11 protein-coding genes are annotated in these 14933 nt (G+C 32.0%); 7 read left to right on the top strand and 4 right to left on the bottom strand.

Annotated elements, in window-relative coordinates; translation table 11 throughout:
• Positions 1–3: 3 nt before the first annotated feature.
• On the bottom strand, positions 4–969 hold the full coding sequence (locus AC1Q5Z_RS13095) for a YheT family hydrolase (RefSeq protein WP_198856234.1): 966 nt from the start codon (positions 967–969) through the stop codon (positions 4–6).
• Positions 970–1220: 251 nt separating this feature from the next.
• On the opposite strand from AC1Q5Z_RS13095, the gene AC1Q5Z_RS13090 reads away from it, so the two are divergent.
• Positions 1221–2591 carry a sensor histidine kinase gene (locus tag AC1Q5Z_RS13090; protein ID WP_492445177.1) on the top strand — a complete coding sequence of 457 codons (1371 nt, stop codon included), beginning with the start codon at positions 1221–1223 and terminating at the stop codon, positions 2589–2591.
• Between the two features lie 153 nt (positions 2592–2744).
• Here AC1Q5Z_RS13090 and AC1Q5Z_RS13085 read toward each other — a convergent pair whose 3' ends face one another.
• Positions 2745–3434 carry an SIMPL domain-containing protein gene (locus AC1Q5Z_RS13085; protein WP_198856236.1) on the bottom strand — a complete coding sequence of 230 codons (690 nt, stop codon included), beginning with the start codon at positions 3432–3434 and terminating at the stop codon, positions 2745–2747.
• A gap of 51 nt (positions 3435–3485) precedes the next feature.
• Positions 3486–4124, bottom strand: a complete 639-nt coding sequence (locus tag AC1Q5Z_RS13080) for a rhomboid family intramembrane serine protease (protein WP_198856237.1) — start codon at positions 4122–4124, stop codon at positions 3486–3488.
• A gap of 112 nt (positions 4125–4236) precedes the next feature.
• Between AC1Q5Z_RS13080 and AC1Q5Z_RS13075 the strand changes: the two genes are divergently transcribed.
• Positions 4237–5109, top strand: coding sequence for a lysophospholipid acyltransferase family protein (locus AC1Q5Z_RS13075; RefSeq protein ID WP_492445175.1), 873 nt, complete (start codon positions 4237–4239; stop codon positions 5107–5109).
• 65 nt (positions 5110–5174) lie between these two features.
• Here AC1Q5Z_RS13075 and glmM read toward each other — a convergent pair whose 3' ends face one another.
• Entirely contained in the window at positions 5175–6563 is a 1389-nt protein-coding gene (gene glmM, locus AC1Q5Z_RS13070) for a phosphoglucosamine mutase (protein ID WP_198856239.1), read from the bottom strand.
• Positions 6564–6770: 207 nt separating this feature from the next.
• Between glmM and AC1Q5Z_RS13065 the strand changes: the two genes are divergently transcribed.
• The 5 genes from AC1Q5Z_RS13065 (at position 6771) to AC1Q5Z_RS13045 (ending at position 14816) form a co-directional block, all read left to right on the top strand.
• On the top strand, positions 6771–7355 hold the full coding sequence (locus AC1Q5Z_RS13065) for an acyl carrier protein phosphodiesterase (RefSeq protein ID WP_198856240.1): 585 nt from the start codon (positions 6771–6773) through the stop codon (positions 7353–7355).
• A 20-nt stretch (positions 7356–7375) separates the two neighbouring features.
• Positions 7376–9064, top strand: coding sequence for a gamma-glutamyltransferase (ggt, locus tag AC1Q5Z_RS13060; protein WP_343584463.1), 1689 nt, complete (start codon positions 7376–7378; stop codon positions 9062–9064).
• Positions 9065–9137: 73 nt separating this feature from the next.
• Positions 9138–10922, top strand: coding sequence for a chloride channel protein (locus AC1Q5Z_RS13055; protein WP_198856242.1), 1785 nt, complete (start codon positions 9138–9140; stop codon positions 10920–10922).
• Between the two features lie 161 nt (positions 10923–11083).
• Positions 11084–11839, top strand: coding sequence for a LytR/AlgR family response regulator transcription factor (locus AC1Q5Z_RS13050; RefSeq protein WP_492445172.1), 756 nt, complete (start codon positions 11084–11086; stop codon positions 11837–11839).
• Positions 11823–14816, top strand: coding sequence for a sensor histidine kinase (locus AC1Q5Z_RS13045; protein WP_492445170.1), 2994 nt, complete (start codon positions 11823–11825; stop codon positions 14814–14816). Before AC1Q5Z_RS13050 ends, AC1Q5Z_RS13045 begins: the two co-directional genes overlap by 17 nt.
• Positions 14817–14933: the final 117 nt, after the last annotated feature.

The raw sequence follows: 14933 nt of genomic DNA, 5'->3' as shown, positions 1-14933 counted from the left end.
TTTTTAGCATTGTTTGCAGGACTCAAAAAACTCAAAAGCCCTTTTCTCTGCATAAGAATACGTAGAATCTCGAAGCGGAAAAGCACAATGTCCGCCATATTTTGGAGTTTCCAGATAAACATAAGCACTATCCTTAGCAATAGATCTCGGATAACATCTTTCTCCCAGAAAAGGATCGTCAAGCGAATTAATAATTAAAACTGGTGTCGTAATATCTTTTAGTGAAAACTCTGGAGAAACACGATGATAATAATCGTCTTTACTTGCAAAACCATGTAATGGCGCAGTAAAATATTGATCTACTTCATCAAAAGAAGTAATTTTATCTATTTGATCTCGGTTGATAAAATCAGGAAATTGAGCCGCTTTGTATTTCAGTTTCTTTTTAATATCAATCGTAAAATTCTTTAGATAAACTCTATTAAAGCCTTGCTTAAGAACTTCTGCACTGGTCGCGATATGTGTTGGAACTGAAATAGAAACTGCCGCTTTTATGCGTTCGTCGATTTTTGTCCAACCCAAATAATTAAGCAATTGAACACCTCCCATCGAATATCCGATTAAATAAATATCTTCAAATCCTTTTCTCAAAACAAACTGAACTACTTCGTCAAGATCATCAACTGCACCGTGATGATACAATCTCGGAAGACGATTCATTTCTCCGCCACAAGTACGATTGTTCCAAGCAAAAACAGAAAAACCTTTCTGCTTAAAATAAGTTGCACAACTATTATTATATGTTCTGCGTGAGTCACCCTCTAAACCATGACATAAAATAACTGCTTTTTTAGGGTTATCAATAATATAATCGATATTGATAAAATCTCCGTCGTTTAATTCCTGCTTCTCTCTTGTATATTCAGGAACTTCAAACTTTTTTATCAGTGCAGCATAAATAGTAGATATATGCCTGTTTCGATTAAGAATAGAAGGAGAATTATATTCTGATTGTTCAATTAATGGCATAACAAAGTGTTTTTTGTGGTACTTATTACAAAGCTAAGAAATCATTCAATATGTAATTTAATTCTTTCTTTTAATTTGTTTTCCTTTTTAATAATTTAACTATATGTAAATTTAAAAAAACAGTAAAGATTCTAAAGAAAACTAATTGTTAAATATGCAAGAACACGGCTCATGAAGCGCCAACTCTGGTCTGAATGTTTACTTTATTTGTATCTTTGTAAAATCGATTTACAAAAAGCAAAATCCCTACAATGTTTGAACTCTTACCAGTAGATCCAAAAACAATATTTCTACTTTACTTCTGGGGCAATTTATTTACTTGCGTCCTTATTTTTAGTTTTTCATTTTCGTATGCCACTAGCGATAATAGAAAAACTTTAAAGTGGTTCGGCTTAGGGAAATTAATACTTACTCTTGCATGGGTATTGGCTCTTTTACGAAATATTATCCCTGATTTTGCTTCTATTAACATTGCCAATTCTATGATTTTAGGCGCTTGTTGCTTTGAAACGTTGGCTATGCTGTCTCTTATTAAAACACATGCAAAAAAACATTATCGTTTTCAGATAGCCATTACCACGGCAACCATATTGCTATTTAATATTTCGACACTTTTTGACGCAACAATGAATACTCGCGTCATTATTGGCGGTATTGGAGTCTTTGCCATTTATTTATTGCCTACAATAACTTATTTTACAGAAAAAGAAAAAAGCTTTTTCAAAACTTTTTATGTCTTGTGTTATATGGGTTTTGAAATTCTAATTGCAATACGGACCGTTCACAGACATTTGTACCCTCAAAATCTTATTATTTCTAACGATACTTTTGATAGTTTATACAGCATTTGTTTATTTCTATTGTCTTTAATTGGAATTGTTGGCTTTTTGCTTTTGGTGAAAGAAAAACAAGATCATAAAATTAAAAAGCTTTTAAATGACAAGAACCAATTCTTCTCTATAATCTCTCATGATTTAAGAGGGCCATTGGGTTCTTCTGTTTCTCTCTCTGAAATTTTACTCGAAAATATCGATCAGTACAGCCGAGAAGAAATCAAAGAAATATCAGAACTGTTGCACGACTCAAATAAAAACATTTATAAGCTGCTTGAAAATCTATTAGAATGGTCTAAGGTTCAAACCGGAATGATTACTTTTCATCCTAAAAACATGCTGTTAAACGCTTTAATTGAGGAAAATATTGAGCTGAGCAGAAATGTCGCTTTAAATAAAAACATCAATATTACATTTGAATCGGCTTATCTTGTTGAGGCAGAATTTGATAAAAATATGATTAGTACTATTTTGAGAAATTTACTTAGCAATGCGATTAAATTTACTGACAAAAACGGCGAGATAAAAGTGAAGCTTATCAAGACAAATCAAAAAGTAGAAATTTCGATTACGGATAATGGAATTGGAGTTCCTGACAGTATAAAAGAAAAGCTTTTTAAAATCAATGGAAAAGTACTGCAAAAAGGAACAGAAAATGAACTAGGAAGCGGACTCGGATTGTTACTCTGTAAAGAGTTTGTAAATATACATCAAGGAAAAATTTGGGTAGAAAGTGAACTTGGTAAAGGAAGTACATTCAAATTTACTCTTCCAATAAAAGTTTTTTAGATTATGAAATTACCATCTCAAAATTCCAAATTATAATTCTCATTAGGAAAGTAAGCTTTGTGTGAATTCTTTACAAAAACCTAAAACAAAAAAAATCCAAACTCCAGTTTTAATTGGAATTTGGATTTTTTAATATTGGAATTTTAGAAAAATTTAGTCTAATACAAAACTTACGCTAACATTTGCTGTAATTTCGATTTCACCAATTGCTAAAGTTTCGTTTGAAGCTCCCATTGAATCTGCTTCTTTCATTCTCATAGCAGCGTACACTGGTTGCGGACGGTAAACTTGAGAATTATCAGAAATTGTAAAAGCTTTACCCACTTTTTGCCCTAAAACAGACACATACTCTTCTGCTTTAGTTTTAGCATCTTTCATAGCTAATTTTCTAGCTTCAGACTCATATTGCGTTAATTTAGATGATTCGAAAGAAACTCTGTCAATTCTATTGATTCCTTGCTGAACCAAACCTTCCATTAACTCGTCGTATTTAGCTAAATCTTTCACTACAATTTCTACAGTTTGTACAGCATTGTAAGAAGTTTTCTTTTTCTCATAATCGTACTGCGGATTAAGAGCTACTTGTTTTGTTTTGAAATCTGCTGTTGGAATATTCATTTTTTTGATGAATTTTAAAACAGCGTCCATCTTTTCGTCGTTTTGTTTTTTAACGTCTTTAGCATTATTCCCTTTTGTTTCAACAGAAGCTGAAATACAAACTTGATCAGGTGCTACTTTTACTTTTCCTTCTCCATTAACATTAATTAGAGGTACTTGTTTGATTTCTTGGCCGTAAGACATAGTCATAAACATGATTGTTAAAAATAATACTAGTTTTTTCATTTTTGTTAAATTTTAATATTTAAAAAAGACATCCCAAAAGTTATGCCACCATTACAATTTTCCCAATTTTGCCATTCCAAAAAGTATTAAAATTGGAATTGCGAGAAGTATAACCATCATTGTGTGGTCTGTAAATAGTGATGGCATTTTAATTAAAGTTATCAAATATCCGCCTATAGCACCTCCAAAGTGTGCTGTATGCCCAATATTATCATTTTTGGCTTTCATTCCATAAATGGAGTACAATAAATACAAAATTCCAAAAATATAAGCTGGCATCGGAATGACAAAAAATATTCCAAGCATCATATCTGGCTGCAGCAATATTGCTGAATACAAAACTCCAGTCACCGCGCCAGAAGCTCCAACAGCTCGATAACTATAATCGTTTTTATGCAATAACATGGTAAGAAGACTTCCGAAGATTAAACTTCCAAAATACACCAAGACAAAAGAAAAATTGCCAAGCCAGTTTAAAACTACAGGAGCAAAAAAATACAAAGTCAGCATATTAAAAATTAAATGCATCATATCTACATGCAAAAATCCTGAAGATAACATTCTGATTTGCTCTCCAGAACGAATGCTTCCTACATGAAATTCGTATTTTCTAAAAAAATAAAGATCATTAAAACCTTTGTAACTAATAACAACGTTCGCAACGATAATCGCTATTAAAATAAAATTCATAAGTACTAATTATTGTGAATTGTAAATATAATCATTCTTAAAGATAAGTTAGCAAGAAAGCAAAATATCAATCGATAATCATTTTTAATTTATCTTTGTAAAAAAAATTTAGATGCAGTTTCTTGTTTATATTTTAGCCTATCCATTGCTTTGGCTTATCTCCATACTTCCGTTTCCTATATTTTATCTATTCTCAGATTTTGTTTACGTTCTGGTATACAGAGTAATCGGCTATCGTAAAAAAGTGGTTCGCGAAAATCTTGCGCTTACTTTACCTCACTTAAGTGATGCTGAAAGAAAAGATATAGAAAAGAAATTCTACAAGCATATGTGTGATATGTTTTTAGAAATGATTAAAACCATGAGCATGTCTCCTGAAGAAATGGAAAGGAGATTTCAGGTTACCAATATTGATTTGGTTCGCTATTATGCTAAAAAAGGAAAAAGCGTAATTCTTGTAGCTTCGCATTATGCTAGTTACGAATGGCTTTTGACTATTAATCCAAAACTTGGATTTCAGGGTGTTGCTGTTTACAAAAGATTAGCCAATCCTTATTTTGATAAATTGGTTCGAAAAATCCGTTCTAAATACAATACAGAAATGATCGAAACCAGAAAAGCAATTCCAACAATGGCGCAACATCAGCGAGATGGAGTTTTAAGTTTATATGGTTTAGCAAGCGATCAATCTCCAAAACTGGATCGAATTTTTCACTCGATGAAATTTATGGGAATTGAAGTTCCAGTTCATACAGGAGCAGAAATGCTAGCAAAAAAATACGATTTAGCTGTCATAATGGTGAAAGTAAAAAAAGTAAAACGAGGATTTTACGAAGCGACTTTTCTTTCTCTTGCTGATGATCCGAAAGAATTTGAAAATTTTGACATCACAGAAATGTATTTAAGAGAAGTAGAAAAACAAATTCTAGAGGCTCCAGAATTTTATTTGTGGACACACAAAAGATGGAAACACCGTATTGAATAATCTAAATATAAAAAGCCTCTTTAGAAATTTCTAAAGAGGCTTTTTTCTATTTAAAAACTGAAATCTTAGATTCCAGCGATCACTTTGATTTCATCAATAATTCTTAGTGCTAATTTATCTGCTGCATCTTGAGAAGGCGCTTCAGTATAAATACGAATAATTGGCTCTGTGTTTGATTTTCTTAAATGAACCCATTCTGTTGCAAAATCAATTTTTACACCATCAATTGTCGAGATATCTTCGTTTTTATATTTCTCAGTCATTTGAGTTAAAATTGCATCAACATCAATTTGCGGTGTCAATTCAATCTTATTTTTGCTCATGTAATACTCTGGATAAGAAGCTCTCAAAGCAGAAACTGGCATTTTTTTGTTTGCTAAATGCGTCAAAAACAAAGCAACTCCTACTAGACTGTCTCTTCCATAGTGCAATTCTGGATAGATAATTCCACCGTTTCCTTCACCACCTATAATAGCGTTGTTTTTCTTCATTAATTCTACCACATTCACCTCTCCTACTGCACTTGCTTCATAACTTCCGCCGTGTGCTTTCGTAACATCTCTTAAAGCACGAGAAGATGACATATTAGAAACAGTATTTCCTGGAGTTTTACTCAAAACGTAATCTGCGCAAGCTACCAAAGTATATTCTTCGCCAAACATTTCTCCGTCTTCGCTAATAAAAGCCAAACGGTCAACATCTGGATCTACTACAATACCAAAATCAGCTTTTTCTTTTACAACAAGCTCAGAAATATCAGTTAAATGTTCTTTTAATGGCTCTGGGTTATGAGGAAAATGTCCGTTTGGTTCGCAGTACAACTCTACTACTTCAACTCCCATTAATTTTAGCAGTTTAGGAATAATAATTCCTCCAGATGAATTTACACCATCAACAACCACTTTAAATTTAGCTTCTTTAACCGCTTCTATATCAACCAATGGCAAGTTTAAAACTTCATCGATATGAATATCCATATAAGCGTCATTTGAAATCACTTCACCTAAACTATCAACATCAGAAAAATCGAAAGCTTCTGCTTCTGCAATTTCAAGAATTTTTGCTCCGTCGGCACCGCTTAAAAATTCTCCTTTTGCGTTTAATAATTTTAAAGCATTCCATTGTTTTGGATTGTGAGATGCTGTTAAAATAATTCCGCCATCTGCTTTTTCTAACGGAACAGCCACTTCAACAGTTGGAGTTGTAGAAAGTCCAAGATCGATAACATCGATCCCAAGACCAATTAAAGTATTCACTACTAAATTATGAATCATTGGTCCAGAAATTCTAGCATCACGGCCAATTACAACAGTCAATTTATCTTTAGCAATATTATTTTTTAAGAAAGTTCCGTACGCCGACGCAAATTTCACTGCATCAACAGGAGTTAGATTATCTCCCACTTTTCCTCCGATCGTTCCACGGATTCCAGAAATAGATTTTATTAAAGTCATTTTTGTGAGTTAGGGTTATTTTTTTACAAATATAAAAAAGTTACTGAGTTACTAAGGCGCTAAGTTTCTAAGATTTTAAATTTAACCTATAAGAAACTACTTATATCTCGCTATTTTTATAACAAAATGATTTAAAAAAGTTTTTATACATTTACTAAAATAACTCAGAATCTTAGAAACTTAGATTCTTAGAAACTTATAAAAAAAATGAATTTCTTAGCCCACATATACCTTTCTGGAGAAAATGATCTGATTAAAATTGGGAATTTTATGGCTGACGGAATTCGCGGAAAACAGTTTGAGCATTTTCCTGAAGATGTACAAAAAGGAATTTTACTGCATCGATTCATAGACACTTATACCGATTCTCACGATATTTTTAGAACTAGCACCAAACGTCTGCATGACAGATATCATCATTATGCCGGCGTAATTGTAGATATTGTTTACGATCATTTTCTAGCCAAAAACTGGGAAAAATATTCGGATGAAAAGTTAGAACTTTTCGTAAAACGATTTTATCATTCCTTACACGATAATTACGAAATCTTAACCGAAAGAACACAAGGTTTAATGCCTTATATGATTGAAAGAAACTGGCTTGTAAGTTATCGTACAACTGAAGGAATTCAGCATATTTTAACTCAAATGGACAGAAGATCTAAAAACATTTCTCAAATGCAGTTTGCTGTTGAAGAGTTGACTGAATTTTACGACGAATTTGAAAAAGAATTCACTCTTTTCTTTGAAGAAATGAGAGCGCAAGCAAAACAAAAACTGCTTACACTCTAGCTCATTTAACCTTATTACACATGAAAAAAATTACACTTTTAATAGCGCTTTTATACCTAAATAGTGCCAATGCGCAAGATGCCGTTTCAAAACCAACCGGATTAGTCGTTACAAAAGCAATGGTAGTTTCTGCTCGCGAAGAAGCTTCAAAAATTGGCGCTGACATTATGAAAAGAGGCGGAAACGCTTTTGATGCCATGGTAGGAACTGAATTAGCTCTTGCAGTTGCTTTTCCTTTTGCAGGAAACATTGGAGGCGGCGGATTTATGGTTTACCGAAAAGCAAATGGCGAAGTTGGTTCTTTAGATTATCGAGAAAAAGCTCCGTTGGCAGCCACAAAAGACATGTTTTTAGATAATGAAGGAAATGTAATAAAAGGAAAAAGTACGCAAACTGCGCTTGCAATTGGCGTTCCGGGAACTATTGCTGGGGTTTTTGCAGTTCATAAAAAATATGGTACCATGCCAATTTCTAAAATCCTAGAACCTGTAATTGCTTTAGCTGAAAGAGGGGTTATCGTTACCAAAAAACAAGAAAAAAGTTTAAAAGATTATCATGAAAGCATTGTAAAAATAAATGGAGAAGATTCTCCCGCATCAAAAACTTACAAAGAAAATGATACTATAAAATATCCAGCACTAGCAAAGACTTTAAAAAGGATTCAGAAAAAAGGAAGAAATGAATTTTATAAAGGCGAAACGGCAAAAATCCTAGTCAATTATCTTAAAGAAAAAGGCGGTATTATTACCATGGCTGATTTAGCAAAGTATGAAGCTATATGGAGAAAGCCACTTCAGTTTACTTACAAGGATTTAAAAATAACTTCGATGGCTCCGCCAAGTAGTGGTGGAATTTGTTTGGCTCAAATTTTAAAAATGCTTGAACCTTATGATTTAGCCAAAATGGGGCACAATTCGCCAGCTGCAATTCAGGTTATTGTTGAAGCAGAAAGAAGAGCATATGCAGACAGAAGCTACTTTTTGGGTGATCCCGATTTTGTAAAAATTCCGATGAAAGAATTATTGGATGAAAACTATCTTCGCGAAAGAATGGCAAGCTTTAATCCAGAAAAGGCGACTTTATCTACTGAAATAAAAGAAGGAAAAGTTAATTATGCTGAAAGTACAGAAACCACACATTATTCAATAGTAGACCAATTTGGAAACGCAATTGCCGCTACAACAACTTTAAATGATGGTTATGGTTCTAAGTACTATTGCGACGATTTAGGTTTCTTTTTGAATAATGAAATGGATGATTTCAGCGCTAAACCTGGATCTCCAAATATGTTTGGTTTAGTTGGAAATGAAGCTAACAGCATTGCACCACAAAAACGTATGTTAAGTTCTATGACACCAACAATTGTAGAGAAAGACGGAAAACTTTTTATGGTAGTAGGAACTCCAGGAGGATCGACAATTATTACTTCTGTTTTACAGACTATTTTAAACGTTTACGAATACAAATTAAGCATGCAAGAAGCAGTTAATGCTCCACGTTTTCATCATCAATGGCTGCCTGATTTAATTACTTTTGAACCAAATACTTTTGAAACTAAAACTATAGACACTCTAAAAGCTAAGCATTACATTATAAACGAAAAACCAACTCCAATTATCGGAAAAGTTGATGCTATTTTGATTTTGCCAGACAATAGATTAGAAGGTGGAGCAGATTTTAGAGGAGATGATGCAGCCTCTGGTTTTTAATTCTTTCTTGATTTTATATTTTTTTAAACAAGATTATAATCTAATTTTGTAAGATCGATAATTTTAAAACAGAATGATAAAAAAATATTTCAGACGACTTGAAAGTATAATTGCTTTGGCTCAATCATTAATGACACCAAAACAATTCCTTTTTTTATCTAGTGTTTTAACAGGAATATCGTGTGCATTTGCAGTAATTGTCCTTAAAACATTCGCACACAGTGTTTTTTCTTTCGCTACATACATTAACGGAATTCTAAAATTGAGTTTCATTAACAGTATTTTGCCTATTATTGGTATATTGCTGACGGTTTTTGTAGTAAAAAAAGTCCTTAACGGAACTATTCAAAAAGGAACTTCACAAATACTTTATGCCGTTGCAAAAAAAGCAAGTATTATACCGAAAAAGCAAATGTATGCCCAGATTATTACCAGTTCGTTAACGGTTGGTTTAGGTGGTTCTGCTGGTTTAGAGAGTCCGATTGTGATAACAGGAGCCGCTTTTGGTTCTAATTTTGCTCAAAACTATAAGCTACAATACAAAGACAGAACTTTATTAATTGGCTGTGGCGTTGCGGCTGGAATTGCGGCTGCATTTAATGCTCCAATTGCTGGGGTGCTTTTTGCGATTGAAGTCTTATTGGTAGATGTTAGTATTTCTGCCTTCACTCCTATTATGATTTCTGCTGCTACAGGCGCTTTGGTTTCTGCGATTGTTTTAGATGAAAGCATTTTATTGAGCTTCAAAAAACAAGAAACGTTCGATTATCACAATATCCCATTTTACGTTATTTTAGGCGTTATTACGGGATTAGTTGCTATTTATTACTCGAGAAATTTCCAAAAAGTAGAACATTATTTTGCCAAACAGCAAATTAATCCATACAAAAAAGCTCTAATCGGTTCATCACTATTGGCGTTGTTAATTTTTATTTTTCCGACATTATTTGGTGAAGGATACGAAAGCATTAAAACATTATCTGATGCAGATCCTGGACTTTTATTAGATAATACTTTGTTTGCCGATTTTAGAAATAATCAATGGGTTCTGCTTTTGTTTGTTGGAGCAACAGCAATGGTTAAAGTTTTTGCTTCTGGATTAACCATTGGTAGCGGTGGAAATGGTGGAAACTTTGCCCCTTCTCTATTTTTAGGATCTTATTTAGGCTATTTCTTTTCTAAATTGGTTACATTGATTGGCTTATCTAAACTTCCTATCAGCAACTTTACAATGGTTGGAATGGCTGGAATTTTGAGTGGCTTATTTCATGCTCCGCTTACAGCTATTTTCTTAATTGCAGAAATCACAGGAGGTTACGGATTAATGATTCCTCTAATGATTGTTTCTTCAATCAGTTTTGCCATTTCTAAACGTTACGAAAAGTATTCGCTTGACGTAAAAGGTTTAGCCAAAAAAGGACATGCCTTTACCAGCAATAAAGATTCTAATATTCTTTCTACTTTAGAAATTGACACTATTATTCAGTGCGATTATCTTACCGTTCATCCAGATGAAAACTTAAGCAAATTAGTCGATTTGATTTCTCACTCCAACCAAGTTGTTTTTGCCGTTGTCAACCATGACAAAGATTTAATTGGAGTTGTACATTTTAATGACATTCGCGAAATTATCTTCAATGCCTATCGTGTAAAATACACCCATATTAGAGATGTTATGAAAGCGCCATTGGCAACAATTTCAACTCTGGATAGTATGGAAATTGTTATGAAGAAGTTCGAAACTTCAAAATCAGCTTTTCTGCCTGTTTTAAGAGATGGAAAATATTATGGTTTTATTTCTAAATCAATAGCGCTTGAAGCTTATAGAACAAAACTTCGTTCTATGACGATAGAATAATTTTCTTTTGGATGCATTAAAGATCATAGATATATTCATACAGAATATATTATATTTGATTTTTCAATTCATATTAGTACAAATAATATATTTCTCAGGATATTTGAGTTGCACCAAACAAAAGCCCAAGAGTAGAATTATTTTTAAACGCCACACCAAAGATGAAAATTAAAGCTATTATTGTTGATGATGAATTGTCTGCAAGAAATCTTATAGAGACACTCTGTAAGCAAATTTATGATGACAAAATCGAAATAGTCGAACAATGCAGTTCTGTTCGCTCAGCTTTAGAATCAATTAAAAAAAAATCTCCAGATCTTGTTTTTCTTGATATTCAAATGCCCGGTGAAAACGGCTTTGATTTACTTTCTTACTTTGACACAATTCCATTTGAAATTATTTTTACAACGGCATATAAAGAGCATGCATTGCAAGCCATTAAAAATAGTGCTTTAGACTATTTAATAAAACCAATTCATATACCAGATTTTAAAACTGCCATTAGTAAACTAGATTTAGCTTTAGAAAAAAAAGATAGTTTAGATAGATATCAACTATTAAAGGAAAATAGAGAAAACCAATCTTCAGGAAAACAACGAATTGCCCTTGCATCAAAAACAGGCTTCGACGTCATTCAACTTAACGAAATTTTATTTTGCAAGTCAGAAGGTCCTTATACCGACATTTATACTAAAGATCATAAATATTGTGCTACAAAGTCCCTTAAAGAAATCTGCGAATTATTAGAATCAGAAAAAAACTTCTTAAAAGTTCACAGAAGTTATTTGATTAATGCTGCACATGTCAAAAAATTTAAATCGGAAGAATTTAAACTACAAATGACTTCTGGTCATGAAATTCAGGTTTCAGACAAAAAATTTACAAAAAACAAGCTTATAGATGCCATCACAAAATAAGCTTAGATTTTGTTCATTTCTTTTTTTCTTTCCAATATTTTTCTTTGGACAATATTTTCCGTCAAAAAATTATACAACAACTGAAGGTCTTCCCAATAATGCTGTGCGAGCCTTGTTTCTAGATTCTAAAAATGTTTTATGGATTGGAACCGAAAATGGTGTCTCTAGAATGGAAAACGGCATGTTTACCAATCTGGATGAAAGCACCGGATTAGGCCATAATAGCTGTTGGGACATTTCTGAAGATGCTGACGGAAATATTTGGTTTGCAAGCTACAGCGGTGGCGTAACTAAATTTGATGGCAGGGAGTTTACTGTCTTTAATAAAAAACAAAAATTGCCAAATGAAAGGGTTCGAAAACTATTACCATTCAAAAACAAAATGTATGTTGGTACAGAATTAGGTCCTGCAATAATTGATATTAAAACTAACAAAGTTCTAGTTCCAAAAGGCATTTTACCACAGTTTGGTGTTTTTTTGGTTTCAGATTTTTTTGTTTTTGAGAATGAGGTTTATTTTTCAACCATAAATGAAGGCTTATTTAAAATAATTTATGAAAACAAAGCTCCAATAATTCAGGAAGTTTTTAGACATAAATTTCTTTACGGTTTAGGCTTGTACGACTATATTATTTATTCTGGAAATAAAGGTTTTATTGATCGCTTTAAAGTTGAAGATTTAATTTCAAATAAAAAGAAATTAAAACCAATTGGAAATTCTATTGTTTGGGACTTTGCAAAAGATAGCCAAAATACTCTGTATGCCGCAGCTTGGGGTGTTTTTGATTTAAGCGGCGGGCTTTATTCTATTTCTGATGATAAAATGATCGACATTTCAGAATCATACGGAATCACTTCGAAGAATTTGCTGAATGTTGTATATAATGGCAAAAAAAACATTCTTTACGTAGGTTCAAAAGACAATGGAATTTATGAAGTTCAATTAGATCAAATAATCAATTACTATAATTTCAATGATAAAACCATTATTGATTTTGAAGCAATTAAAACTCAAAAAATAATATTGCATCAAAATGGAATTACATTTTTAAACAATGAAAATAATGCTTTAAAAAACATTTCATTATCCGATTTCAAAAAATATGAAACTGATTTCATACGAAAAACAAAATTAAAACTTCCTACACATGCCGATGGATATTATGAATTGGATTATAATATTCCTGAAAACAAAATTGAGTTTTATGAACTTTTAAAACATCAGAATTCTTTATGGGTTACAAGTAATATTGGAATTTTTGAACTTAATTTTGAAGGCAAAATAATAAGCTACAGTCCGATTCATACTTATAAAATTGGTTTTACAAATGATCATAAATTTATAGAAACAATTCCTTATGGAGGCGTACGCGTATATGATGATTTGCCAAATTTAAAAGCCAAACATTTTTCGGAATTTGACAAACACACACCTTTAGATATTGTAAAAATTTTAAACAATAAGGAGAAGACTTATCTTATATCTGTTTTTAATGGTTTGTTTGTACATGAAAAAGATCAATTCAAATCGTATTTAACTGATGGAATCTGGAAAGAAAAAAAGTTCAAACACATTACAAAAAATAATAAAGGCCAACTTATTTTAGCGGCTGAATTTGGAGATGTTTTTTTAATTGACGATTCAAAATCGTTTAAAATACTGAATACCATTTCGAAAAAAGAAATTATCGGAAACACCATTCTATTTCTTGAAGCTTACAAAGACTATATCTTGATTGGAACAGAAAAAGGCATAAACATTTATAAAAACGGTGTTATAAGGCTTATTGATAAAGAGCAAGGTCTTCAAGATTCTAAAATTACAACCTCGCAAATTTTTGAAAACAGTTTATGGCTCGGAACCAAAAAAGGCTATTACACCATAGATTTGAATCGTTTGACGGCAACACAATTGACTGTCTCTGAGATCGGAATTAATAAGATCGCCATCAATAACGTTCCTTTAAAATCATCAGAATACAAATGGTTTAGATACAATTCAAAACAACTGATTTCTGACTATAAGCACAATTCTTTTTCTATAGATTTTATTCCTAAAGGACATTCATTTCCAAACAAACTGAAATTCAGATATCGTTTAAATAGTAACAATCGTTGGAGTCCATACAGCGAAAAGACCAATTTGTTTCTTCCTTATTTACCTGCTGGAAACTACAATGTAATGATTGAAGTTTTTGATATGAACGCAGGAAAATCAAAAGTTTTTACCATTTTACAGCTTTATATCCAGCCACCATTTTGGTTAAGCTGGTGGTTTATTTCTTTGGTTGCAACCATTTTACTTATTATAATCGTATTGGTTTTTCTAAGAATTAAAAAGAAATCAAACGAAAAAATCATTGTCCAGCGTCGTATTGCAGAGACAAAATTAGAAGCTTTGTTAAGCCAGATGAATCCGCATTTTACATTTAATGCAATGAATACCATTCAGTCTTATATTGCGCATAGAGAAATGGAAGAATCGATGATTTATATAAGTGAATTTTCAAAATTGATTAGGAAAACCCTTGAAAACTCATCCAAACAAAAAATCACTATCGATGAAGAAATCGAGTATTTAAAGGCATATATAAAAATTGAAAATAAACGTTTAGAAAATCCTATTGATTTTGAACTCCTAATTTCAGACGAAATAGATACTCATTTTACCGAGATTCCAACAATGTTATTACAGCCATTTGTTGAGAATGTTTTTGTTCATGCCTTTAACGAATCTAACCAGAACCCTAAATTGACAATCTCATTTAAAATGATTTCTGAAACTATTTTAGAATGTAAAATCATAGACAACGGAATGGGGATAAATGCTGCCAAAAAAAATAAACTTCATGAATCTAAAGGAATTCAACTTACCAAAGAGCGTTTGTCGCTTTTACAAGATTCAAAAGAGAATTCAATAGAAATTAATTTTAGCGAACATAACGGTACAACAGTAACCATTATGTTTTGGGTTTAATATTTCACTCTTAAAATTAAAAAAGCACTTGTTATTTGGCAAGTGCTTTTTTGTTTTTATGCCAGAAAGGTGCTTTCATACAATAAAAAGCCCATTAAAGAAGAAAAAAAAAAACGC

This window comes from Flavobacterium sp. GW823-FHT06G12, assembly GCF_058794775.1.
This window is presented reverse-complemented; position numbering and strand designations above follow the sequence as displayed.